Below are 22,477 nucleotides of genomic sequence, written 5' to 3'. Positions count from 1 at the left end.
GCGAAGGTCCCACTCATCGCCAGGAGGGGGAACGGTGACACGATCCCCGCGTTTGGGACTCATACAGAGACCTCAACCGGTCCGAAGTCTCCGCTCGTAGGCTTACGGGCGTCCGCGTACTCTGCCGGGTCCGCCTTGATCCGAGCCGTCGCCCGCCAGCCCACGATCACTTCTTCGGCCCTGCTGTCCAAGTCCAGTTCTGCAGCGTCGGACAGAGCCTCGACCAGTTCGAGCGTGAAGTTCCGCAGTTCGTCCGTGGTGAGGTGGCGGACCCAGGGGAAGACCTCAGGCATCGCGATAACCAAGGTCCTGGCTGTCGGATCATGTTTGAGGAGCGCAAGGAACAGGCGAGACGCCGTCGCGAGCGTCCGGTCTCGCTGCTCCTCGCGGTCCGCAGCCGTCAGATAGAAGTCCGGTGCGTCCCGATGAGTGACACGTACGCGCCCCAGACGTGTCGCACGCTCCGCGACCGCTCGCGGATTCCTTGACAAGTCTGAGAACGTCACCGACTCTGCATGGCTCGCACTCATATCGTCATCATAGTCAGAACGTGTTCTGATATGCAGGTGACGGACTGGAGACGGCTCATGCCCCTCATCGGCACGGGTGAGTCGGGCGACCAAGGGCCAGGATCAGTCAGTTACCGCAGGTCAGCTCTCGCCGGCGGTCAGGCCGACGGGGCAGGAGACTCCGGTGCCGCCGATGCCGCAGTAGCCGTTCGGCACCTTGAACAAATACTGCTGGTGGTAGTCGTATCGCTGGGGCAATAATTCAGCACCTACACCCGCACGAGGCGGACTGCCTTTCCGCAGAGCTTGCTCATGTCGTCCTCGTCCGAGGTGAGGACGATGACGGGCCGGGTGGAGCGAAGAGCCGTGGCGGCCACGACGGCATCGATCGCGTACTTGTGGCCGTGAAGACCGCTCTCGCGGAGCAGGTCCAGCGCGTGGACGGAGACCTCCTCGGTCACCGGCTCGACTCGCAGCCGGGACAGGTGCCAGCGCAACCGGTCGTTCGTCACCCGGCCGTCGAAGGCCTCGATAGGCGTCAGGGCACTGACGGCAACGCGAAAGTCGTTGTTCTGCGCCTCACGGACGATCGCCGTGACTCGCTGGTCGGCCGCGCACCACTTCGAGAGTCCCTCGGAGTCAAGAATGACCGTCCCCGCACTCAGCTTGCTTCGTGCGCGTGCCATCCACGCTCCTCCTGTAGCTCCGGAGCGGACTTCACGCTACGAAACAGCTGCTCGGCCTCGTCCCGCAGATGCTGCGGGATGGGACCGCACTCGTTCTCGTTCGCCTGCAGGGCCTCCTCCAGCAGGTCCCTCTCGATCTGCCGCTCCACAGCGGCGTCGACATAGGCGGAGAACCCACGCGCGCCGACACGCTCCTTGATCGCGCGGATGTTGCCGGCCCGCAAGGAGACGCTCACCTTGGCCGCAGGCCCTTCCCCTGGCGGGAAGGCTTGTTCAGGCGTACTCATAGCGGCAGTTTACTACTTCAAGTAGCAAACGATCGGCCCCAGCAACGTGAAACCTCCGAGTAGCGCGACGCCGCTCGGAGGTCTCACGATCCGCTACTCCCCGCTAGAGGTCGTCAGGCCGACGGGGCAGGAGACTCCGGTGCCGCCGATGCCGCAGTAGCCGTTCGGCACCTTAAAGAGGTATTGCTGGTGGTAGTGCTCCGCTTCAGGCAACAAATCGCAAGCTCGCGCCAGTGCCGCTTCGGCCGCGGAATCACACCGCTCAGGGCCGCAGGACGGGACAGCGCTCAGAGCCGCTCCGGCAGCAGCATGAGTGCACCGGTGTGCTGGGGACGGACAACAGTGAAGTGGCGGCGGTCGAGCGTTGCCACTTCCGTGACACCGAGTCGCTCAGCGATCGCGATCACAGAGGCATCAACCGCCCCGAGTGGGAGACTCGCGTACGTCTCCACCAGGTCGCCCATACGCTGCAGATCACGTTCTGTGAGATCCACCAAGGTCAGACCTGCTCCGAAAGAGCGTAGGAACGCCGCCTCCGCTTTGCTGCCCTGCCGTTTCTCGACGAGCTGGCATACCTCGGTAGCCACGGTCGCGGGGACGAGCAAGGGCCCCGGATGGGTCCGCAGAAGTCGGGCACAGGCCTGATGATGGCGGTCCCGGACGTTCACGGCCGCAACCAACGGACCCGAGTCGATAACGATCACAAAGAGTGATTGTCCTCCGCGCGGAGAATCTCCTCCGAGCGTTCCGCGAAATCCGGCTCGGCTTCGAGCATGCCGATGAACGGCAGGTCGCGCACCACAGGCGGCTCTTCGAGCTGATCGCGGACGAGCCTGAGCAGAGGAGCCACCTTCTCCTCTGGCAGCCGATCAACCAGGTGGTGGAGTTCCTCGCGCATCACGCTCATGTATCGAGTGTAATCAGCGGAACCGCCCCGGACAGCCGCGTGGCGCGGCAACTGATCGCAACCCGCTGAGAGCGACTGTGCCGGCCCGGGGCAGCTCGGGCTCCGGGCCAGCTGTGTTCCAAAAGGTCACACCTCGCCGGTGGTCAAGCCGACGGGGCAGGTCACGCCGGTGCCGCCGATGCCGCAGTAGCCGTTCGGCACCTTGAAAAGGTATTGCTGGTGATAATCCTCCGCGAAGTAGAACTCGCCGGCGGGGGCGATCTCGGTGGTGATCTCGCCGTACCCGGCCTTGGTGAGCACCTCCTGGTACGCGTCCCGGGACGTCACGGCGGCCTTGGCCTGCTCGGGGCCGTGGGTGTAGATGGCCGACCGATACTGTGTGCCGACGTCGTTGCCCTGGCGCATGCCCTGCGTGGGGTCGTGGGCCTCCCAGAACACCTTCAGGAGCTCCTCGTACGACACCTCGGCCGGGTCGAAGACCACCCGGACGACCTCGGCGTGCCCGGTCCGGCCGGTACAGACCTCCTCGTACGTCGGGTTCGGCGTGTAGCCGCCCGCGTAGCCCACGGCGGTCGAGACGACCCCGGGGGTCTGCCAGAACTTGCGCTCGGCGCCCCAGAAGCAGCCCAGCCCGAACTCGGCGATCTGCGTGCCCTCGGGGTACGGCGGAGCCAGCGGCGCGCCGAGGACCTGGTGGCGGGTGGCCACCGGCATGACCTCGGCGCGGCCCGGCAGCGCCTCCGCGGGGTCCACCATCGTCGTCTTGTTTGTGCCGAAGAGCCAGCCCATCTCGCACCCTTCCTTCCGTTCTGCCATCCCCAACCAGACACCGGGCGACCTTGTTCCCCACGTAAGCGTCTCTAAATCCCAGACGTAGCGACCCTTATTTGTGCTGAATCCAGGTAAGCAGCGAAGATGGGCTTCATGCCTGATACGCGCCGAGGTGTCCTGTATGGCGTCGCCGCCTACACCATGTGGGGCCTGTTCCCTCTCTACTGGCCTCTGCTCAAGCCGTCCGGCGCCGTGGAGATCCTCGCCCACCGGATGGTCTGGTCGCTGGTCGTGGTGGTCACGCTCCTCGCGGTACGCCGCCACTGGTCGTGGATCCGCGCCATCACACGCCGCCAGCTCATCCTCCTCGCCCTCGCGGCCGTCACGGTCTCGGTCAACTGGGGCGTGTACATCTACGCCGTCAACACCGGGCATGTGGTGGAAAGCGCGCTCGGCTACTTCATCAATCCCCTGGTCAGCGTGCTGTTCGGGGTGCTGATCTTCCGGGAGCGGCTGCGCCGGTGGCAGTGGATCGCCGTCGGTCTGGGCACTGTCGCGGTCCTCATCCTGACGCTCGACTACGGGCGTCTCCCGTGGATCGCCCTCGCGCTCGCCGCCAGCTTCGGCACGTACGGCCTGATCAAGAAGGCGGCGGGGGTGGGCAGCGCGGAGAGCCTGACCATCGAGACGCTCGTGCTGCTGGTGCCGGCCCTGGGCTACCTGGTCGTCCTCCAGACGAACGGCACCGGGACCTTCGGCAACCACGGCCTCGGCCACGCGCTGCTGCTGGCGGTGTCCGGTCTCATCACCGCGGTGCCGCTGATGTTCTTCACGGCCTCCGCGCTGCGGGTGCCGCTCACCGTCATCGGCCTGCTCCAGTACATCGCCCCGGTGCTGCAGTTCCTGTGCGGGGTGCTGATCGCCCACGAGACCATGCCCGTCAGCCGGTGGGCCGGGTTCGTGGTCGTCTGGCTCGCGCTGAGCGTGTTCACCTGGGACAGCGTGCGCTCCGCCCGTACGGCCCGGCTGGAGCGCGCGGCCGCGCTCGAGACCGTCTGAAACCGCCTGGATACGCCTCCCGGAGTACGGAACCCGCCTCCGCCGGGAGGACGACGGGACCGTCCTGAACGGCGAGGATCGGCGGCATGAGCAAGGAATTCCGTTTCGGGATCGTCGCAGGCATGGCCCCTGATGCCGCCGCGTGGACGGCGACGGCCCGCCATGCCGAGGACCTCGGCTACTCGACCCTGCTCGTCCCCGACACGCTGGGGACGCTGCCGCCGCTGCTCGCGATGACCGCCGCGGCCACCGTCACGACGACGCTGCGCGTGGGCACGTTCGTGCTGGCCGCGCCCTACCGCAATCCCCCGCAGCTCGCGCACGAGCTCGCCGGGCTCGACTTCCTGTCCGGCGGACGGCTCGAGGTCGGCGTGGGGGCCGGGCGGCCCGCCGCCGAGGAGGACGCCCGGGCGCTCGGCATGCCGTACGGCACGGCGGCCGAACGCATCGCGCAGGTCCGCACGGTGATCAGCGAGGTGCGGACGGCCTTCGCCGGGACCAACGCCTTCTCCAAGAGCACCGTGCAGCGCCAGGGGCCACCGATCATGATCGCGGGAGCCGGTCCCCGCATGCTGGCGCTCGCGGCGGAGGAGGCCGACATCGTCGCGCTCGCCGTACAGGCCGACACGACGGAGGAGGGCCTGCGCGGGCCCATCGGCACGCTACGGGCGGCGGCCGGCGCGAGGTTCGACGACGTCGAGCTGAGCATGAACCTGCTCCAGATCGGCGACGAGCCGCCCCCATGGGTGCCTGAGGGGCTCAGAATCCCGTCGGCGGAGGCCGCCGCCATCCTGCGCGGCTCGCCTCGCGAGATGGCCGACACGCTGCTGCGCCGTCGCGACGAGCTGGGCCTGTCCTACATCACCGTCGGCGGCTTCTTCGCCGACGCCCTCGCCCCCGTGGTCGAACTCCTCGCCGGCAGCTGACGGCTCACCCCGTGGCGAAGCCGATCGGTACGGTCGTCGGGAAGGTCCGGATCAGCTTCTTGTTGACGAACTCCTCGATGCCGAGATCCGCCAGTTCTCTCCCATATCCAGAGCATTTGATACCGCCGAACGGCAGGGCGGGGTGGGAGGAGGTCGGGTGGTTGATCCAGACCATTCCCGCGTCGAGCCGCTCCGCCACCCGCCGCGCCCGGTCGAGGTCCCTGCAGAAGACCGCGCCGCCGAGGCCGTACGGTGTGTCGTTCGCCAGCGCCACGGCCTCGTTCTCGTCGGCCACCTGGTAGATCACCGCCACCGGCCCGAACAGTTCCTCGCGGTACGCCCGCATGCCCGGCCTGACGTCCGTCAGGATGGTCGGCTGGACGAAGGCGCCGGGCCGGCCGATCCGGTCGCCGCCGGTCACCAGGGTCGCCCCCTGCGCCACCGTGTCGCGTACCTGGCTCACGAGGTTCGCGGCGGCCTGCTCCGAGGACAGCGGCCCCAGCGTGGTGTCCGGGTCCAGCGGGTCGCCCGGGACGAGCGCCTCGAACCTGCGGCGCAGTTCCTCGACGAAGCGGCGGTAGACGTGCGGCAGGAGGATCATCCGCTTGGCGCTCACGCAACTCTGCCCCATGTTGGACAGCCGGCCGACCGCCGCGGCCTCCACGGTCCGGTCGAAGTCCTCCGTGTCGAGCACGATGAACGGATCGCTCCCCCCGAGTTCGAGCACGGTCTTCTCGATGTTGCGTCCCGCCCTTTCGGCGGCGCCGGCGCCCGCACGATCACTGCCGGTGAGGGAGACACCCTGGATCAGGGGATCGTCGATCACAGTGCCCACTCGCGCCGACGGCAGGAACAGGTTGACGTAGACCCCGGGCGGCGCGCCGGCGTCGTGGAACAGCCGCTCCAACGCGAGCGCCGACTGCGGGCAGTTGCTCGCGTGCTTGAGCAGGATCGTGTTGCCGGCGACCAGATTCGGCGCCGCGAAGCGGGCGACCTGGTAAAGCGGGTAGTTCCACGGCATGATCCCGAGGAGCGCGCCGAGCGGCCGGTTGGCCACCACGGCATTCCCCTCCTCGACGGGAAGCGGGAGGTCGGCGAGGAAGGCGGGCCCATGCTCGGCGTAGTAGCTCAGGATGTCCGCCGACAGGTCCGCCTCTCCGCGGCTCTCGCCGATGAGCTTGCCCACTTCCAGCGTCACCGTCCGGGCGAGTTCCTCCTGGCGTTCGCGCATGAGAGAGGCCGCCCGGCCGACCACGGCGGCCCGTTCTGCCGGGGCGAGCGATCTCCACTCCTGGAAGGCCTGGTGAGCCGCCGCGACGGCCCGGCCCGCCTCCTCGTCGGTCATGGCGGGAAACTCGGCGAGGACCTCGTCGTTGTACGGATTCACGCTGGCGATGGACCTGCGTGTCACGGATGGCGTGGCGGTGGTCATGGCGCCCCCCTGCGCCCGCACGCCGTTCGGCCCCCGACTGCACCGTGGCGGCGCCGGACCTCTTGCCACGATACTCCGCCCGGTCGCGGCACCTCCGCCCAGAACGGCCCGCACGCGCGTCCGTGGGACAGCACGAGGCGATTTCCCGCCGGGTCAGCGTGTGGCCGATATGCGTGACCGGGTGCGGGCGGGCGCCCATTCGGGCAGCCCGTCGAGGATGTCGGCGAGCGTGACCCCCGCGAGGCTGCTGCGCCACGCCCGGTGCGCGTCGGCCATCTTCTCGGCGATGATGCAGACGCCCTGGCAGTCCTCGGGAGGCAGGGCACCCCGTCCCTGCTGGCGGATCTCGCGGCACTCGTACGGCGAGGAGCCGCCGTCGATCGCCTCGACGATCTGCAGCAACGTGATGTCGGAAGCCGCCCGCGCGAGCCGGAAGCCGCCCCGCGGGCCGGTCATCGCGGCCAGCACACCGGCTTTGACGAGCGCCTGCAACTGCTTGGCCAGATAGGGCGCCGGAACGTCGAAGTAGTCCGCGAGCTGCGCCGCCGAGGCGGTGGCTCCCGGATCGAGCTGCGCCAGCGTGGTGGCGCAGTGCAACACCCACTCGGTGCTCGCAGGCAGCTTCATGCCCACCAGTGTATTGGAGAGATTGCAGATCTATTTTGTCCGAGATAGAGTCCGGGGCGTCTAGCGAAGGAGAACACCATGCGTATCGCAGTCGCCGGCGCCACCGGGAACATCGGCAGGCTCACCGTCGCCGCCCTCGAACGGGACGGGCACGACGTCGTACGGATCAGCCGCTCACTCGGCGTGGACCTGATGACGGGCGAGGGGCTCGACAAGGCCCTGGACGGCGTCGAGTCCGTCGTGGACGCGATCAGCTCGAACGCGACCGACCGGGACGAGTCGGTGGCGTACTTCGGCACGACCACCAGGAACCTGCTGGCCGCCGAGGAACGGGCGGGCGTCCGCCACCACGTGCTGCTCTCGATCATCGGCATCCACAAGGTGGAGGGCAACGCCCACTACTCCGGCAAGCGGGAGCAGGAACGCCTGGTGTCCGCCGGTTCCGTGCCGTGGACGATCGTGCCGGCCGCGCAGTTCCACGACTTCGCCGAGATGGTGGCGGGATGGATGGAGCAGGACGGCGTCGCCACGATCGCGCCGCTGCTGGTGCAGCCGATCGCGCCCGCCGACGTGGCCGAGGTGCTCGCCGAGATCGCGGTGGGCGACCCGCAGGGCCGTTACACCGACGTGGCCGGTCCCGAGCCGCAGGACCTCGTCGACATGGCCCGGCGCACCCTCGCGGCACGCGGCCGTACGGTCAAGCTGGTGCCGACCTGGTCGGGACTCTTCGGCCCGGCGATGGCCGGCAACGTGCTGCTGCCCGGAGAAGGCGCCCGCATCGCGCCGACCTCCTTCGACGAGTGGCTCGCGGCCCAGCACTAGACGCAGGCCCAGCACTGAGCACGTCTCGCCCGCCCGCGGTCAGCGAGCGGGCAGCGTCGGGTGCGGACTATCCGGGACGATGCCCATCATGGTGGACGTGATGGCCCATCGTTCGTGGTCCCGCCAGGCGCCGTCGATGAACAGCATCTCCGGCGAATACCCCTCACGGCGGAAACCGTGCCGTTCGAGCAGCCTTCGGGAGGCGTGGTTGCCCGGCTGGACATTGGCCTCCAGCCGGTGGAGCCGCAACTCCTGGAAGGCGTGACGCAGCACCAGGCCGAGACCTTCGGACATGTATCCCTGGCCTGCGGTGGGCGCGAAGGCCGCGTATCCGAGGGAGCCGCACTGGAAGCGTCCCCGGATGATGCTGTTGATGTTGATGTTCCCCGCGATCTCACCGGTCTGCCGTACGCAGACCAGCAGGCCCTCGGCGGACCGGGGATCGTCGAATCGGGCCAGATAGGCCCGGAACTCCTCGCTCGTGGTGGGCAGGGACATCCACGGATGGTGGAGGTCGATGCTCGCTCGCACCAGTTCGAGGAACTCGGCCTCGTCCTGCGCCGTGATCCGGCGCAGGGTCACGCGCGGGTGGCCGCCCGCCCTGTCGCCCGCCGACTCGTGCGCGGTCTCTTCACCACTGTCGTTGTGCAACACCCGCCACAGCGTAGGCGAACGCCGTACGGGCGGGAGCCTCGGAAAGGCACTGAAGGCGTCAGCCCAGCGCGGCCTCGGCCCTGGCGTACGCGGCCTCGGTGATGCGCGGCAGCAGTACGGCCGGGTCGGTGCGCGGCGCGGGGAGCTGTTTCGGAATCCGCACCTCCAACACGTAACGCGGCGTCCGCACCACCTCGACCCACTGCGTGACCGACTTCCCCTCCATTACCCGGAAGGCCCAGGACCGGGTGCCGAGACGCGGCACGGAGATCGACCGCACGCGGAAGGGATTGCCCTCCTCCCCGAGGAAAGTCCGGCAGGAGTCCATTGCAGCGGGGTCGCCGAGGCCGGTCAGCATCGGAGCAGGGCCCGTGACGATGGTCTCCGAGAACTCCGCCGACCGTCTCCACGCCCCATCGCTCATGGCGCTCAGCAGCGCCGCGGCGATCTGCACGCCCGGCCTGTTGAAATCACGCAGCACGACGCGCCACGACCCCTCGGCCACCCTCTGGCAGGTGGAAGCCCCGGCAGAAGCCCCGGCCGCCTGACGGAGTGCGAGGAACGCCGAGGCGTCGTCCGCGGCGGCGGGCAGGGCCACGACCGCGCCCGGTCTGGTGATCGACTCGTGGACCCCCTGATAGTCGACGAGCAGGGCCCGCAGAAGCCGGGGATCGCCAGGGCCACTCCCGGGGTTCGCGACCGAGAGCGGCCGCCCCTTCTTAACCACCTCCGCCTCGAAGACCTGTTCCACGGACGGTGTCGAGGAGGGGCGTGCCGACGCGCGCGAAGCCGCGGCGGCGATGGCGTCGCACAGGGCTTGCGCTGAGCCCTCTCCCTCGCCCTCTCCGCACGTGAGTGCCTGGTCCTCGTCCACGACGACGGCGTCGATGGGCACAGGACTCCCCGGTGTCGGGGTGGGGGGCGTGCCCGCACGGGGCGTGCTGCCACAGGCCGTCACGACGGCGAGGCACAAGACGGCGCACCGGGTGATCTTCACCCGAGCAATGATCCCTTGTGGGACGGTCAGCCGGTGCGCTCGACGACGTAGTCGCACAGGGCGATCAGGGCCGTACGCGCGGGGATTTCGGGCAGACCGGCGAGGGCGGCCTTGGCCCGGTCGATCCAGCGGGAGAGCTCCTCGCGGGCCTGGTCCATGGCCCGGTGGGCGCGCAGCAGCGTCAGCGCCTCCTCGACGTCCTCCTCGGCCACGGGCCCCGACAGCAGGGTGCGCAGCCGGGCGTCGGCGGGGTCGTCGGAGGCCAGGGCGTACAGCACGGGGAGCGTGCGGATGCCCTCGCGCAGGTCGGTGCCGGGGGTCTTGCCCGAGTCGTCGCTGAGCGCGGCCACGTCGATGAGGTCGTCGCCGAGCTGCCAGGCCACGCCGATCGCCTCACAGGCGTCGGCCAGCCGGTCGACCACGTCGGCGGGAGCGCCGGCCAGCATGGCCCCGAAGCGGCCCGAGGTGGCGATGAGGGAGCCGGTCTTGTCGGCCAGCACGCTGATGTAGTGGGCGATCGCGTCGCTGCCCTCGGCGGGCCCGACCGTCTCGCGGATCTGCCCGCGCACCAGGCGGGAGAACGTACGCGCCTGGATCCGGATGAGCTCGGGGCCGAGGTCGGCGAGGATCTCCGACGCCTGGGCGAACAGGTAGTCGCCGGTGAGGATGGCCACGGTGTTGTCCCACCGGGCGTTGGCGGACTGGGAGCCCCGGCGCACCGGGGCCTCGTCCATCACGTCGTCGTGGTAGAGCGTGGCCAGGTGGGTCAGCTCGATGACGACGGCCCCGGGCACGACGCCCGGGGCGTCCGGATTTCCGAACTGGGCGGCCAGCAGCACGAGCATCGCCCGGAACCGCTTGCCGCCCGCCTCGATGAGGTGCCTGGACGTCTGGGTGACGAAGGCGTCCTCACTCTCGACCGACGAGCGCAGCAGCTTCTCCACCGCCGCGAGCCCGTCGGCGAGATCGCTGGCCAGCCGCTCGTCTACAAGAGGAAGGTCCACAACGGGCGGCGCGGCCATACGGAGATCTCCTAACGGACGAACAGGGATTGTGCTGCCGTGTGCGCGAGGTCCAGCACAGGCTGGGGATAGACCCCGAGAACTACGGTAGCCAATGCCGCGATGCCGACGACGGCCGCGGTGCCCCTGGAGGGCAGCACGACGGACGGGCCGTCGGCGGCCGGGTCGCTGAAGAACATCAGCACGATCACGCGCACGTAGAAGAAGGCGGCGATGGCCGAGGCCACCACACCGATGATGACCAGCGGCGTGGCGCCGTTGGCGACGGCGGCCTGGAAGACCGCGTACTTCCCGAAGAATCCGCTGGTCAGCGGGATACCGGCGAAGGCCAGCAGGAAGAACGCGAACGTCCCGGCCAGCAGCGGCGAGCGCTTGCCGAGCCCGGCCCAGCGGGACAGGTGCCATGCCTCGCCGCCCGCGTCGCGCACCATCGTGACGACGGCGAACGCGCCCACGGTGGTGAAGCCGTACGCCACCAGGTAGAACAGCAGGCCGGACAGGGCCGAGGTGTTCTCCGCCTGGGTGTGGCCGGTAGCGATCACGCCGATGAGCAGGAAACCGCCGTGCGCGATGGACGAGTAGGCGAGCATCCGCTTGATGTCGGTCTGCGTGATCGCGAGGATCGCGCCGACCACCATCGTGAGGATCGCCACACCGTAGAAAACCGGCCGCCAGTCCCAGTCGAGACCGCCCAGACCGACCCAGAACACCCGCAGCAGCGCACCGAAGGCGGCCACCAGGGTGCCGGAGGCCATCAGCGCGGTGATGGGCGTGGGCGAGCCCTGGTAGACGTCCGGCTTCCACGCCTGGAACGGCGCGGCGCCGATCTTGAAGAGCAGACCGACGCCGAGCATGGCCGCGCCGATGTAGAGCAGGGTGTCCTGGCCGCCGACCGACCCCAGCGCCTGGTTGATCTTCGCGAGGTCGACCGAGCCGGCGTAGCCGTACAGCAGGGCCGTGCCGTACAGGAAGAAGGCCGAGGAGAACGCGCCGAGCAGGAAGTACTTGACCGCGGCCTCCTGCGACAGCAGGCGGCGGCGCCGGGCCAGGCCGCACAGCAGGTAGAGCGGCAGCGACATGACCTCAAGGGCGACGAACGCGACGAGCAGGTCGTTGGCCGCCGGGAACAGCAGCATGCCGCCGACCGCGAACAGCAGCAGCGGGTAGACCTCGGTGTGCGCGGCCCGCTCGACGAGCGACTGCTCCTCCTCGGCGGAGCCGGGCACGGCCGCCGCGGAGCCGACGAAGTGCTCCTCGTCCTTGATGAGCAGCACGCTCACGAAGGCGAGGATGAGGATCGTGCCCCAGATGAACAGGGCAGGGCCGTCCACCGCCACCGCGCCCATCGCGGCGGGCTTGGTGGGCACGCCCTTGATCGCCTGCCAGACGGCCAGCGCGAACGCGCCGGCCAGCGACAGCAACGTGAGCGGCAGGTGGATCGCCGAGCGCAGGTAGCGCGGGGCGAATGCCTCCACCAGCACGCCGACGATCGCCGCGCCGAAGACGACGAGCAGAGGCGCCAGAAGGGCGTACTCGATACTCGGCGCCTGAATGGTGCCGTTCACTACTGGCCCTCCTGAGCAACGGGTACGGCCGGCTTCGGGTCCGTGACGGAGACGCTCGACAGCGTGTCCTTCACGGCGGGATTGATCACGTCGAGCAGCGGCTTGGGATAGAAGCCGAACACCAGCAGCAGCGCGACGAGCGGCGCCACCACCCACTTCTCCCTGGCGTTGAGGTCGGGCAGCGACTTGACCGACTCGGCCGTCGGGCCGTTCATCGTCCGCTGGTACATCCACAGGATGTAGATCGCGGCGAGGATGACGCCGACCGTGGCGATCACGGCCGGGACGACGTACCGCTGGTAGGTGCCGGTCAGCACCATGAACTCGCTGACGAACGTGCTGAGACCGGGCAGCGAGAGGCTGGACAGACCCGCCACCAGGAACGTCCCGGCGAGGATCGGGGCCACCTTCTGCACGCCGCCGTAGTCGGCGATGAACTGCGAGCCCCTGCGGTAGATGAGGAAGCCCGCGATCAGGAACAGCGCGCCGGTCGAGAAGCCGTGGTTGACCATGTAGAGCGTCGCGCCCGAGCCCGCGCTGGTGGTCATCGCGAACACGCCCATCGCGATGAAGCCGAAGTGCGACACCGAGGTGTACGCGATGAGCCGCTTCATGTCGGTCTGCCCGATGGCCACGATCGCGCCGTACACGATGCCGATGACCGACAGCGTGATGACCAGCGGCGTGAAGAACTTCGCGGCGTCCGGGAAGAGCTCAAGGCAGAAGCGGAGCATGCCGTACGTGCCGACCTTGTCCAGCACGCCGACGAGCAGGACGGCCGCGCCGGCCGGGGCCTGGGCGGCGGCGTCCGGCAGCCAGGTGTGGAACGGCCACAGCGGCGCCTTGATCGCGAAGGCGATGAAGAAGCCGAGGAACAGCCACTTCTGCGTCGTCACGTCCTGGATGGTCCCGACGAGGTCGGAGAACATGAACGTGCCCTTGCCGGCGATCGTGTAGAGCGCGATCACCGCCACGAGCATCAGGAGCCCGCCGAACAGCGAGTACAGCAGGAACTTCACTGCCGCGTACGACCGCTGCGCCCCGCCGTACGACCCGATCATGAAGTACATCGGGATCAGCATGGCTTCGAAGAAGACGTAGAAGAGGAAGACGTCGGTCGCCGCGAAGACGCCGATCATCATGGCCTCGAGCACGAGCAGCAGCGAGAAGTACGTGCGGACCGAGCGCTTGCCGGCCTCGGCGTCGTGCCAGGAGGCGAGCACCACGATCGGCACGAGGATCGCCGACAGCAGGATCAGCACCAGGGCGATGCCGTCCACGGCGACGCCGTAGTGGACCCCGAACTGGGGGATCCAGTCGTATGTCTCGGCGAACTGGAACTTGTCGCCGTTCGGGCTGAACTGGACCGCCATGGCGACGGTCAGCGCCAGCACGATCAGCGACACCACGAGGGTGAACTGCTTGGCGAGCTTGTCGTTGCGGACAAGGGTCACGCCCAGCGCGCCGAGTACGGACACGCCCATCAGGGTTGAAAGCCAGGGCATCACAGGTTCCCTACGACGAGCCAGGCACCGGCCAGGACGGCGGCGCCCAGGAATATCGACAGCGCGTACGAGCGGACGAACCCGGTCTGGACCCTGCGCAGCCGCCCGGACGTGCCGCCGATGCCGGCGGCCAGGCCGTTCACGAGGCCGTCGACGCCGCGGTTGTCGAAGAACACGGCAAGGCGGGTCAGCCACTGGCCGGGGCGCATGAACAGCGCCTCGTTCAGGGCGTCGCCGTACAGGTCACGACGGGCGAAGGTGGTGAGGAACGAGGCGCGCGGGGCCACCGCGGGCACCTCGGCCCTGCCGTACTTGACCCAGGCGAAGGCCGCGCCGATCGCGACGAGCGCGAGCGTGACCAGACCGGTGAGGCTGAACGGGTGGAACGACGGCATCTCCTCCGGCGCGCCGACGGCCGGCGCGAGGAAGGTCATGAACCGGTTGCCCAGCACCAGGAAGGCGCCCAGCCCGATAGCGCCGATCGACAGGATGATCAGCGGCCAGGTCATGACGGCGGGCGACTCGTGCGGGTGGGCCGTGGGCTCCCAGCGCTTGGTGCCGAAGAACGTCATGAACACCAGGCGCGACATGTAGAAGCCGGTGATGCCCGCGCCGAGCACGGCCAGCCAGCCGAGGATCGCGTTGTGCTCCATCGCGGTCTCGATGATGCCGTCCTTGGTGAAGTAACCGGACAGCAGCGGGAACCCGATGATCGCCAGGTATCCGATGAGGAACGTCACGAACGTGACCGGCATGACCTTGCGCAGCGCGCCGTACTTGCGCATGTCGACCTCGTCGTTCATGGCGTGCATGACGGAGCCGGCGCCGAGGAACATGTCGGCCTTGAAGAAGCCGTGCGTGATCAGGTGGGCGATCGCGAAGGCGTAGCCCACCGGGCCGATGCCCGCGGCGAGCACCATGTAGCCGATCTGCGACATCGTCGAACCGGCCAGCGCCTTCTTGATGTCGTCCTTGGCGGTACCGATGATCGCACCGGCGAGCAGCGTCGCGACGCCGACGATCGTCACCACGAGCTGCGCGGTCCCGGCGCCCTCGAAGATCGGGCCGGACCGGACGATCAGGTAGACGCCGGCGGTGACCATGGTCGCCGCGTGGATGAGAGCCGAGACCGGGGTCGGGCCCTCCATCGCGTCGAGGAGCCAGGACTGCAGCGGGAGCTGCGCCGACTTACCGCAGGCGCCGACCAGCAGCAGCAGGCCGATCGCGGTCAGCGTGCCGGAGGACGCCTTCGAGGCGTTCCCGAGGACGTCGCTGAAGGCCAGCGTGTGGAACGTCGCGAAGATCGTGAAGATGCCGATCAGCAGGCCGAAGTCGCCGACGCGGTTGACGATGAACGCCTTCTTGGCCGCGGTCGCCGCCGAGGGCTTGTGCTGCCAGAACCCGATCAGCAGGTACGACGCGAGACCCACGCCCTCCCAGCCGACGAACAGGGCGACGTAGTTGTCGGCGAGCACCAGCAGGAGCATCGCCGCGACGAACAGGTTCAGGTAGGCGAAGAACCGCCGCCTGTTCGGGTCGTGCGCCATGTAGCCGATCGAGTAGATGTGGATCAGCGAGCCCACGAAGGTGATCAGCAGGCAGAACGAGATCGACAGCGGGTCGACCAGCAGGCCCACCTTGGCGAGGCCCGGGATGAAGTCGTACAGCTCGATCCCGCGGCGGCGCTCGCCGGGGGCGAAGCCGAGCAGCTGCACGAACGACAGCGCCGCCACCACGAAGGACGCGACGGCCATGAGCACGCCCAGCAGGTGGCCGAACTTGTCGGTCCTCCGGCCGCCAAGCAGGAGGACCGCCGCTCCCACCAGGGGCAGAGCGATCATGAGCCAGGCTGCTCCGATCGCTCCGCCGGAGTGCTGGATGATCTCAGCGGGTTCCACGGCCACCTCTTAGTACTTCAGCAGGCTGACGTCGTCGACCGACGCGGACCTGCGGGTTCGGAAGATCGTCACGATGATGGCCAGGCCGATGACCACCTCGGCGGCGGCCACGATCATCACGAAGAACGCGATGAGCTGGCCGTCGAGGTTGCCGTTCTGCCGGGCGAAGGTGACGAACGCCAGGTTGCAGGCGTTGAGCATGAGCTCGACGCACATGAACACCACGATGGCGTTGCGCCGTACGAGCACGCCGACGCCGCCGATGGCGAACAGCAGCGCGGAGAGCACCAGGTAGTGCGTGGTCACTTGCCGTCCTCCTCGCTCAGGGACTCCGTCACGGACTCACCACGCGGGCGGACGACCCGGCCCGCCACGACACCCTCTTCTTCCATCGGCTCGGTGTCGGGGCCGCCGTCCCTGGCCTCGTCGGCCACGGTGGGCGTGCTGTGGCCGTTCGCGTGCAGCGCGGCCTCCTCCTGCTCCAGCACCCGGGCGACCTCGGGGGACAGGATCCCCTGGGACTCCTCATAGCGGGCGATGTAGCGGTTGACCGACAGCGGCGCGACCGTCCCGTCGGGCAGCAGCGCCGGCATGTCGATGGCGTTGTGCCGGGCGTAGGTGCCGGGGCCGGGCAGCGGCGCCGGGTTCTTGCCCGTCTTGCCGAAGGCGACGAAGCGCTGCCGCGACAGGTCCTTCTGGGTCGGCCTGGCCTCGGCGCGCTCGCGGTGCGCGAGCACCATCGCGCCGAGCGCCGCGGTGATCAGCAGCGCCGAGGTGACCTCGAAGGCGAACACGTGGCGCGTGAAGATCAGCTCGGCCAGGGAGGGCACGTTGCCCGCCTGCGTGGCGGCGGCCAGGCCCTTGGCGGAGCCGACGACCGCGTTGCCGATCCCGGCGGCGAGCAGGACGGCGAAGCCGAGCCCGCCCACGATGGCCCAGAACCGCTGGCCCCTGATCGTCTCCACGAGGGAGTCGGACGAGTCCACGCCCACGAGCATGAGCACGAACAGGAACAGCATCATGACCGCGCCGGTGTAGACGATGATCTGCACCGCCGCCAGGAACGGAGCGTCCTGGACCGCGTACAGCACCGCCAGCGAGAGCATGACGACGCCGAGCATGAGGGCCGAGTAGACGGCCCTGCGGCTGAAGACGAGTCCGAGCGCGGCGATCACGGAGATGACCGCGAGCACCCAGAACGTGATGGACTCACCCATTGCTTCGACCCAACCGGTAGTAGTCCTCTTCGGTCTCGCCGAGGCGCATCGGGTGGGGCGGCTGCTCCATGCCCGGTCCGAGCGGCGCGAGGAGCATCTCCTTGGTGTAGATCAACGACTCGCGGCTGGAGTCGGCGAGCTCGTACTCGTTGGTCATCGTGAGCGCCCGGGTGGGGCACGCCTCGATGCACAGCCCGCAGAGAATGCAGCGCAGGTAGTTGATCTGGTAGACGCGGCCGTACCTCTCACCCGGCGAGAAACGCTCCTCGTCGGTGTTGTCGCCGCCCTCGACGTAGATGGCGTCCGCCGGGCAGGCCCAGGCGCACAGCTCGCACCCGACGCACTTCTCCAGTCCGTCGGGCCACCGGTTCAGCTGGTGCCGTCCGTGGAAGCGCGGCGCGGTGGGCCGCTTCTCCTCCGGATATTGAACGGTTACCGGCTTCTTGAACATGTGGTGGAAGGTGACGCCGAATCCCTTGATCGGGTTCAGCCAATCAGTTGCTCCCACTGGTCACCTCCTTGGCGGCGTCGGAGTTGAGACGCGCGGCGGGCACGACTCCGTGGTAGTGCGGGGCGTCGAGCGGCGGCACCGGGAACCCGCCCGCGACGGGCTCCTCGCGAAGCTGCTCGAACTCCTCCTCGATCGCGGCGGCCTTGGCCTCCCTGCGGCGCTGGTTGACGGTGTCGAACCGCAGCCAGATCGCGAAGGCCCCGATGATGACGACCGCGCCGATGGTCAGGATGATCGCCCGGTCGGCCTCGGGCATCCGCAGCGCCTTGAAGGTGGCGGCCAGCAGGATCCAGGCCAGGTTGACCGGGATCAGCACCTTCCACCCGAAGGCCATGAGCTGGTCGTACCGGACCCGCGGCAGCGAGGCGCGGACCCAGACGAAGAAGCCGAACGCGATGACCAGCTTGATGAAGAACCACAGCATCGGCCACCAGCCGGTGTTCGCGCCGTCCCACAGGGAGATCGGCCACGGTGCCCGCCAGCCACCGAAGAACAGCGTGATCGCCATCGCCGAGACCGTGAAGACGTTCACATACTCGGCGAGCATGAACATCGCGAACTTCAGCGAGGAGGCGTACTCGGTGTGGAAGCCGCCGACCAGCTCGCCCTCGCCTTCGGGGAGGTCGAAGGGCACGCGGTTCGTCTCGCCCAGCATCGTGATCGCGTAGATCAGGAAGGACGGGATCAGCGAGACCACATACCAGGACGGCGCCGGGATCGACAGCCCGAAGATGTCCCAGGTGCCGCCGCTCGCCTGCTTCGCCACGATCTCCGAGGTGGACAGCGTGCCCGCCTGGAGGAACACCGCGACGAACGACAGGCCCATCGCGATCTCGTACGACACGACCTGGGCGCTGGAGCGCAGGCCGCCGAGGATCGCGTACGGCGACCGGGAGCCCCACCCGGCGAGCACGATGCCGTAGACGCCGATGGAGGCGGTGGCGAGGACCAGCAGCACCGCGACCGGCAGGTCGGTGAGCTGCAGCGGCGTCTTGTGGCCGAACATCCACACCATCGGCCCGAACGGCACGACGGAGAAGGCCAGGAAGGCCGGGACGGCGATGATGACCGGGGCAAGGAAGTAGATCACCTTGTCCACGGTGCGGGGCATGATGTCTTCCTTCAGGCCCATCTTCAGGCCGTCGGCCACCGTCTGCAGCAGGCCGAACTTACCTGCGCGGTTGGGGCCGTAGCGGTGCTGCATGCGCGAGATGAGCTTGCGCTCGGTCCACACGCCCATCAGCACGCCCAGCATCAGGAACACGAAGATCGCGACGGCCTTGATGATGCTGATCCACAGGGGATCGTGGCCGAAGTCGCTCAGCGTGGGTCCGGGGTTGTTCACGAGACGCTCCCGATCGTTACGACGTCTCCGGCGACCGCGCGCAGGTCGCGCGTGACCGACAGGCCGGCGGAGTTGGACGGCAGCCACACGACCCGGTCGGGCAGGTCCGCGATCCGCACCGGGACGACCACGTCGTCACCGATCGTGATCTTCCCGCCGTCCACCGCGCCGATCTCCGCCGCGGTGGCCTCCGACAGCAGCGCCGCCACCGTGCGGGCGGTCCCCGCGAGGTAGGGCTCGCCGTCCTGCATGCGGCCGTCGTCGAGCAGCAGGTGCCAGGTCGCCAGCACGGCCTCGCCCGCCTGCGGCTCCCTGACCGGGCGGCCGGTGACCATCGGCGCGACCGGGCGGGTGCCCTTCCAGGCGCCGAGCGCGGCCATCTCGCGGCGGGCGGCCGCGGGGTCGGGCAGGCCCAGGTGGACGTCCATCTGGTCGGCGATCGAGGCGATGGCGCGCAGGTCGCTCATCAGCCCGGGGACGGCGGTGGCCACGCCGAACGAGCGGCCCCTGCCCTCCCAGTCGACGAACGTGCCGGACTTCTCGGCGACCGCGGCGACCGGCAGGACCACGTCGGCCCGGTCGGTGACCGCGCTGGCGCGGATCTCCAGGCTGACGATGAACGGCGTGTTCTCCAGCGCCGCCAGCGCCTTGGCCGGGTCGGGCAGGTCGTAGGGGTCCACACCCGCGACGACCAGCGCGTCCAGCTCCTCGTTCAGCGCGGCATCGATGATGCCGGCCGTGTCGCGGCCGGGCGCGTCGGGCAGCGAGGCGACGCCCCACACCCGGGCGCCCTCCGCGCGGGCGCTCTCGTCGTCGGCCGGACGGCCGATCGGCAGCAGCCCCGGCAGGGCGCCCGCCTCAAGGGCGCCGCGCTCACCGGCCCGGCGCGGCACCCAGGCGAGCCTGGCGCCGGTGGCCTGCGTGAGCCGTACGAGCGCCGACAGGGCGCCGGGGGCGGTGGCGAGCCGCTCACCGGCGAGGACGATCGCGCCCTCGGGCAGCAGGTCGCCGCCGATGAGGTCGCCGAGCGCCTCGGCCTCGCCGCCGGGCAGCGTGCGGATCAGCGTGCCCTTCATCTTGGCCAGGCCCGGCGTGGCGAACGGCGCGAGCGCGTAGACCTTCAGGCCCCGCTTGCGCGCCGCCTTGCGCAGGCGCAGGAAGACGATCGGCGACTCCTCCTCGGGCTCGAACCCGGCGAGGAGCACGGCCGGGGCCGTCTCCAGGTCGGCGTACGAGACCTCGATGCCCTTGCCTGCCACGGCGTGGGCGAGGAACCGCGTCTCCTCCTCGGAGTGCGGGCGGGCCCGGAAGTCGATGTCGTTGGTGCCGAGGGCGATCCTGGCGAACTTGCTGTAGGCGTAGGCGTCCTCGACCGTGAGCCGCCCGCCGACCAGCACGCCGGCCTTGCCGCGGGCTCGCAGCAGGCCCTCGGCGGCGACGGCCAGCGCGTCCGGCCAGGAGGTCGGGACGAGCTTGCCGCTCTCGTCGCGCACCAGCGGGGAGCGCAGACGGTCGGGCTGAGTGGCGTAGGTGAAGGCCCAGCGGCCCTTGTCGCAGTTCCACTCCTCGTTGACCTGCGGGTCGTCCCCGGCCAGGCGGCGGGTGACCTTGCCGCGGCGGTGGTCGGTGCGCAGCGAGCAGCCCGACGCGCAGTGCTCGCACGCGCTCGGCGTGGAGACCAGGTCGAACGGGCGGGAGCGGAACCGGTAGGCCGCGCCGGTCAGCGCGCCCACCGGGCAGATCTGGATGGTGTTGCCCGAGAAGTAGGACTGGAACGGCTCGCCGTCGGCGACGCCCACCTGCTCCTTGGCCCCGCGCTCGAAGAAGTCGATGAGCGGGTCACCGGCGATCTGCTCGGAGAAGCGGATGCAGCGCGCGCACTGGATGCAGCGCTCGCGGTCGAGCAGCACCTCGGTCGACAGCGGCACCGGCTTCTCGAACGTGCGCTTCTGCTCGACGAACCGGCTCTCGCCCTGGCCGTTCGACATGGCCTGGTTCTGCAGGGGGCACTCGCCGCCCTTGTCGCAGACCGGGCAGTCGAGCGGGTGGTTCAGCAGCAGCATCTCCATCACGCCGCGCTGGGCCTTCTCGGCCACCGGCGAGGTGAGCTGCGTCTTGACCACCATGCCCTCGGCGACCTCGATCGCGCAGGACGGCTGCGGCTTGGGGAAGCCGCGGCCGTTGCCCGCGTCGGGGATGTCGACCAGGCACTGGCGGCAGTTGGCCGCCGGCGAGAGCAGCGGGTGGTCGCAGAACCGGGGGATCTGGATCCCCAGCAGCTCCGCGGCCCGGATGATCTGGGTGCCCTTGGGCACGCTGATCTGGAAGCCGTCGATGGTCAGGGTGACCATGTCCACGACCGGCTGCTCCGGCTGCGTCGTCTGAACTGTCACTTGGACCCCCACACCGTGGAAGCGGCGGGATCGAACGGGCAGCCGCCGATCTCGAAGTGCTTGAGGTATTCGTCGCGGAACTGCTTCACCGACGAGTGGATCGGGCTCGTCGCGCCGTCACCGAGGGCGCAGAACGAACGGCCGAGGATGTTGTCGGCGATGTCGGTGATCGTGGCCAGGTCCTCCTCGGAGCCCTGGCCCTTCTCCAGCCGCTTGAGCACCTGCTTGAGCCAGTAGGTGCCCTCACGGCACGGCGTGCACTTGCCGCAGGACTCGTGCGCGTAGAACTCGGTCCAGCGCAGGACGGCCCGCACCACGCAGGTCGTCTCGTCGAAGATCTGCAGCGCGCGGGTGCCCAGCATCGAGCCCTTGGCCCCGACCGACTCGAAGTCGAGCGGCACGTCGAGGTGCTCGGCCGTGAAGATCGGCGTCGAGGAGCCTCCCGGCGTCCAGAACTTCAGCTCGTGGCCCTCGCGGATGCCGCCCGCCATCTCCAGCAGCTCGCGCAGCGTGATGCCCAGCGGGGCCTCGTACTGGCCCGGCCGGGTCACGTGGCCCGACAGCGAGAAGATGCCGAAGCCCTTGGACTTCTCGGTGCCCATCCCGGCGAACCAGTCGGCGCCGTTGGCGATGATGCTCGGCACGCTCGCGATCGACTCGACGTTGTTGACCACGGTCGGCGAGGCGTACAGACCGGCGACCGCCGGGAACGGCGGCTTGAGCCGGGGCTGGCCGCGGTAGCCCTCCAGCGAGTCGAGCAGCGCGGTCTCCTCACCGCAGATGTACGCCCCGGCGCCGCTGTGGACGACGAGTTCGAGGTCGTAGCCCGAGCCGAAGATGTCGGTCCCGAGGTAGCCCTTCTCGTACGCCTCCCGGACCGCGGCCTGCACCCGGCGGATGACGTGGACCACCTCGCCGCGGATGTAGATGAACGCGTGGTTGGCCCGGATGGCGTAGGACGCGATGATCACGCCCTCGACCAGCGCGTGCGGGTTGGCCATCATGAGCGGGATGTCCTTGCAGGTCCCCGGCTCGGACTCGTCGGCGTTGACCACGAGGTAGTGGGGCTTGCCGTCGCCCTGCGGGATGAAGCCCCACTTCATGCCGGTCGGGAATCCCGCGCCGCCACGGCCACGCAGGCCGGAGTCCTTCACCGCCTGGATGACGGCGTCGGGGTCCATGCCCAGGGCCTTCCTGGCGGCCGCGTACTCGCCGTACCCGTCGAGGGTGAACGAGTTCGCCTGGTCCCAGTTCCGGGTGAGAACCGGAGTCAGCGTTGTCATCGGTCGCTCACCGCTCCTCGTTCGCTGCGCGGGCCGCTCGTGCCTCGCGGACCGCTCCGCT

23 protein-coding genes and 2 pseudogenes are annotated in these 22,477 nt (G+C 69.2%); 3 read left to right on the top strand and 22 right to left on the bottom strand.

Features of this window, described 5'->3' with window-relative positions; all coding sequences use genetic code 11:
• Nucleotides 1–59: 59 nt before the first annotated feature.
• The 8 genes and pseudogenes from FLV34_RS11235 to msrA form a co-directional block, all read right to left on the bottom strand.
• On the bottom strand, nucleotides 60–530 hold the full coding sequence (locus tag FLV34_RS11235) for a hypothetical protein (protein WP_142647980.1): 471 nt from the start codon (nucleotides 528–530) through the stop codon (nucleotides 60–62).
• A 120-nt stretch (nucleotides 531–650) separates the two neighbouring features.
• Nucleotides 651–752, bottom strand: a pseudogene (locus FLV34_RS11230) (peptide-methionine (S)-S-oxide reductase); the annotation flags it as partial.
• Between the two features lie 26 nt (nucleotides 753–778).
• The gene (locus FLV34_RS11225) at nucleotides 779–1,195 is read right to left on the bottom strand and encodes a PIN domain-containing protein (RefSeq protein WP_142647979.1); all 417 of its coding nucleotides are present in this window, start codon (nucleotides 1,193–1,195) and stop codon (nucleotides 779–781) included.
• Nucleotides 1,171–1,482 (bottom strand): hypothetical protein, encoded by a 312-nt coding sequence (locus tag FLV34_RS11220; protein ID WP_138459484.1) that lies wholly within the window; start codon nucleotides 1,480–1,482, stop codon nucleotides 1,171–1,173. The genes FLV34_RS11225 and FLV34_RS11220 overlap by 25 nt, the downstream gene beginning before the upstream one ends.
• Nucleotides 1,483–1,575: 93 nt before the next feature.
• Nucleotides 1,576–1,686, bottom strand: a pseudogene (locus tag FLV34_RS42310) (peptide-methionine (S)-S-oxide reductase); the annotation flags it as partial.
• 83 nt (nucleotides 1,687–1,769) lie between these two features.
• Nucleotides 1,770–2,186 carry a type II toxin-antitoxin system VapC family toxin gene (locus FLV34_RS11210; RefSeq protein ID WP_142647978.1) on the bottom strand — a complete coding sequence of 139 codons (417 nt, stop codon included), beginning with the start codon at nucleotides 2,184–2,186 and terminating at the stop codon, nucleotides 1,770–1,772.
• Complete coding sequence (locus FLV34_RS11205; RefSeq protein WP_139579074.1) at nucleotides 2,183–2,389, bottom strand: hypothetical protein; 207 nt, start codon at nucleotides 2,387–2,389, stop codon at nucleotides 2,183–2,185. Before FLV34_RS11205 ends, FLV34_RS11210 begins: the two co-directional genes overlap by 4 nt.
• Nucleotides 2,390–2,515: 126 nt before the next feature.
• Nucleotides 2,516–3,178: a peptide-methionine (S)-S-oxide reductase MsrA gene (gene msrA / locus FLV34_RS11200; RefSeq protein ID WP_142647977.1), complete on the bottom strand. Its 663-nt coding sequence runs from the start codon at nucleotides 3,176–3,178 to the stop codon at nucleotides 2,516–2,518.
• 135 nt (nucleotides 3,179–3,313) lie between these two features.
• Here msrA and rarD point away from each other — a divergent pair, with 135 nt between their 5' ends.
• Both rarD and FLV34_RS11190 read left to right on the top strand, forming a co-directional pair.
• Nucleotides 3,314–4,219 (top strand): EamA family transporter RarD, encoded by a 906-nt coding sequence (rarD, locus tag FLV34_RS11195; RefSeq protein ID WP_142647976.1) that lies wholly within the window; start codon nucleotides 3,314–3,316, stop codon nucleotides 4,217–4,219.
• An 86-nt stretch (nucleotides 4,220–4,305) separates the two neighbouring features.
• Nucleotides 4,306–5,145, top strand: coding sequence for a TIGR03621 family F420-dependent LLM class oxidoreductase (locus FLV34_RS11190; RefSeq protein WP_147943030.1), 840 nt, complete (start codon nucleotides 4,306–4,308; stop codon nucleotides 5,143–5,145).
• 4 nt (nucleotides 5,146–5,149) lie between these two features.
• Here the strand turns inward: FLV34_RS11190 and FLV34_RS11185 are convergent, their stop codons facing one another.
• Nucleotides 5,150–6,577 carry an NAD-dependent succinate-semialdehyde dehydrogenase gene (locus FLV34_RS11185; protein ID WP_147943029.1) on the bottom strand — a complete coding sequence of 476 codons (1,428 nt, stop codon included), beginning with the start codon at nucleotides 6,575–6,577 and terminating at the stop codon, nucleotides 5,150–5,152.
• 153 nt (nucleotides 6,578–6,730) lie between these two features.
• On the bottom strand, nucleotides 6,731–7,204 hold the full coding sequence (locus FLV34_RS11180; RefSeq protein ID WP_142647973.1) for an Rrf2 family transcriptional regulator: 474 nt from the start codon (nucleotides 7,202–7,204) through the stop codon (nucleotides 6,731–6,733).
• A 78-nt stretch (nucleotides 7,205–7,282) separates the two neighbouring features.
• On the opposite strand from FLV34_RS11180, the gene FLV34_RS11175 reads away from it, so the two are divergent.
• Nucleotides 7,283–8,026, top strand: coding sequence for an SDR family oxidoreductase (locus FLV34_RS11175; RefSeq protein WP_142647972.1), 744 nt, complete (start codon nucleotides 7,283–7,285; stop codon nucleotides 8,024–8,026).
• 39 nt (nucleotides 8,027–8,065) lie between these two features.
• Here the strand turns inward: FLV34_RS11175 and FLV34_RS11170 are convergent, their stop codons facing one another.
• The 12 genes from FLV34_RS11170 to nuoF form a co-directional block, all read right to left on the bottom strand.
• On the bottom strand, nucleotides 8,066–8,680 hold the full coding sequence (locus FLV34_RS11170; protein ID WP_260617270.1) for a GNAT family N-acetyltransferase: 615 nt from the start codon (nucleotides 8,678–8,680) through the stop codon (nucleotides 8,066–8,068).
• 58 nt (nucleotides 8,681–8,738) lie between these two features.
• On the bottom strand, nucleotides 8,739–9,575 hold the full coding sequence (locus FLV34_RS11165; RefSeq protein WP_142647971.1) for a hypothetical protein: 837 nt from the start codon (nucleotides 9,573–9,575) through the stop codon (nucleotides 8,739–8,741).
• Nucleotides 9,576–9,703: 128 nt separating this feature from the next.
• A complete protein-coding gene (locus FLV34_RS11160) occupies nucleotides 9,704–10,699 on the bottom strand; it encodes a polyprenyl synthetase family protein (protein ID WP_142647970.1) in 996 nt (331 codons plus the stop codon).
• Between the two features lie 11 nt (nucleotides 10,700–10,710).
• Nucleotides 10,711–12,264, bottom strand: a complete 1,554-nt coding sequence (gene nuoN / locus FLV34_RS11155; protein ID WP_142647969.1) for an NADH-quinone oxidoreductase subunit NuoN — start codon at nucleotides 12,262–12,264, stop codon at nucleotides 10,711–10,713.
• A complete protein-coding gene (locus FLV34_RS11150) occupies nucleotides 12,264–13,769 on the bottom strand; it encodes an NADH-quinone oxidoreductase subunit M (RefSeq protein WP_142647968.1) in 1,506 nt (501 codons plus the stop codon). The genes nuoN and FLV34_RS11150 overlap by 1 nt, the downstream gene beginning before the upstream one ends.
• A complete protein-coding gene (gene nuoL / locus FLV34_RS11145) occupies nucleotides 13,769–15,610 on the bottom strand; it encodes an NADH-quinone oxidoreductase subunit L (RefSeq protein WP_142648072.1) in 1,842 nt (613 codons plus the stop codon). The genes FLV34_RS11150 and nuoL overlap by 1 nt, the downstream gene beginning before the upstream one ends.
• 66 nt (nucleotides 15,611–15,676) lie before the next feature.
• Entirely contained in the window at nucleotides 15,677–15,973 is a 297-nt protein-coding gene (gene nuoK / locus FLV34_RS11140) for an NADH-quinone oxidoreductase subunit NuoK (RefSeq protein ID WP_030506864.1), read from the bottom strand.
• Nucleotides 15,970–16,884 (bottom strand): NADH-quinone oxidoreductase subunit J, encoded by a 915-nt coding sequence (locus FLV34_RS11135; RefSeq protein ID WP_142647967.1) that lies wholly within the window; start codon nucleotides 16,882–16,884, stop codon nucleotides 15,970–15,972. Before FLV34_RS11135 ends, nuoK begins: the two co-directional genes overlap by 4 nt.
• Nucleotides 16,877–17,392 (bottom strand): NADH-quinone oxidoreductase subunit NuoI, encoded by a 516-nt coding sequence (gene nuoI / locus FLV34_RS11130; protein WP_142563318.1) that lies wholly within the window; start codon nucleotides 17,390–17,392, stop codon nucleotides 16,877–16,879. Before nuoI ends, FLV34_RS11135 begins: the two co-directional genes overlap by 8 nt.
• Nucleotides 17,379–18,740 (bottom strand): NADH-quinone oxidoreductase subunit NuoH, encoded by a 1,362-nt coding sequence (nuoH, locus tag FLV34_RS11125; RefSeq protein ID WP_142647966.1) that lies wholly within the window; start codon nucleotides 18,738–18,740, stop codon nucleotides 17,379–17,381. The genes nuoI and nuoH overlap by 14 nt, the downstream gene beginning before the upstream one ends.
• Nucleotides 18,737–21,133: an NADH-quinone oxidoreductase subunit G gene (locus FLV34_RS11120; protein ID WP_147943028.1), complete on the bottom strand. Its 2,397-nt coding sequence runs from the start codon at nucleotides 21,131–21,133 to the stop codon at nucleotides 18,737–18,739. The genes nuoH and FLV34_RS11120 overlap by 4 nt, the downstream gene beginning before the upstream one ends.
• Nucleotides 21,130–22,416: an NADH-quinone oxidoreductase subunit NuoF gene (gene nuoF / locus FLV34_RS11115; protein WP_147943027.1), complete on the bottom strand. Its 1,287-nt coding sequence runs from the start codon at nucleotides 22,414–22,416 to the stop codon at nucleotides 21,130–21,132. The genes FLV34_RS11120 and nuoF overlap by 4 nt, the downstream gene beginning before the upstream one ends.
• Nucleotides 22,417–22,477: the final 61 nt, after the last annotated feature.

The sequence above is a fragment of the Microbispora sp. CSR-4 genome (genome assembly GCF_008033685.1).
Classification (GTDB): domain Bacteria; phylum Actinomycetota; class Actinomycetes; order Streptosporangiales; family Streptosporangiaceae; genus Microbispora.
Note: the sequence above shows the minus strand (reverse complement) of the source record. Positions and strands in the feature narration are given on the sequence as shown.

What these genes read in the sequence shown, in the direction of transcription:
- FLV34_RS11190 (WP_147943030.1), top strand. Translation starts at nt 4,306, where the DNA reads ATGAGCAAGGAATTCCGTTTCGGGATCGTCGCAGGCATGGCCCCTGAT.
- FLV34_RS11235 (WP_142647980.1), bottom strand. Translation starts at nt 530, where the DNA reads ATGAGTGCGAGCCATGCAGAGTCGGTGACGTTCTCAGACTTGTCAAGG.
- FLV34_RS11135 (WP_142647967.1), bottom strand. Translation starts at nt 16,884, where the DNA reads ATGGGTGAGTCCATCACGTTCTGGGTGCTCGCGGTCATCTCCGTGATC.
- rarD (WP_142647976.1), top strand. Translation starts at nt 3,314, where the DNA reads ATGCCTGATACGCGCCGAGGTGTCCTGTATGGCGTCGCCGCCTACACC.
- FLV34_RS11175 (WP_142647972.1), top strand. Translation starts at nt 7,283, where the DNA reads ATGCGTATCGCAGTCGCCGGCGCCACCGGGAACATCGGCAGGCTCACC.
- msrA (WP_142647977.1), bottom strand. Translation starts at nt 3,178, where the DNA reads ATGGGCTGGCTCTTCGGCACAAACAAGACGACGATGGTGGACCCCGCG.
- nuoL (WP_142648072.1), bottom strand. Translation starts at nt 15,610, where the DNA reads ATGATCGCTCTGCCCCTGGTGGGAGCGGCGGTCCTCCTGCTTGGCGGC.
- FLV34_RS11225 (WP_142647979.1), bottom strand. Translation starts at nt 1,195, where the DNA reads ATGGCACGCGCACGAAGCAAGCTGAGTGCGGGGACGGTCATTCTTGAC.
- FLV34_RS11220 (WP_138459484.1), bottom strand. Translation starts at nt 1,482, where the DNA reads ATGAGTACGCCTGAACAAGCCTTCCCGCCAGGGGAAGGGCCTGCGGCC.
- FLV34_RS11205 (WP_139579074.1), bottom strand. Translation starts at nt 2,389, where the DNA reads ATGAGCGTGATGCGCGAGGAACTCCACCACCTGGTTGATCGGCTGCCA.
- FLV34_RS11185 (WP_147943029.1), bottom strand. Translation starts at nt 6,577, where the DNA reads ATGACCACCGCCACGCCATCCGTGACACGCAGGTCCATCGCCAGCGTG.
- nuoF (WP_147943027.1), bottom strand. Translation starts at nt 22,416, where the DNA reads ATGACAACGCTGACTCCGGTTCTCACCCGGAACTGGGACCAGGCGAAC.
- FLV34_RS11150 (WP_142647968.1), bottom strand. Translation starts at nt 13,769, where the DNA reads ATGCCCTGGCTTTCAACCCTGATGGGCGTGTCCGTACTCGGCGCGCTG.
- FLV34_RS11180 (WP_142647973.1), bottom strand. Translation starts at nt 7,204, where the DNA reads ATGAAGCTGCCTGCGAGCACCGAGTGGGTGTTGCACTGCGCCACCACG.
- FLV34_RS11160 (WP_142647970.1), bottom strand. Translation starts at nt 10,699, where the DNA reads ATGGCCGCGCCGCCCGTTGTGGACCTTCCTCTTGTAGACGAGCGGCTG.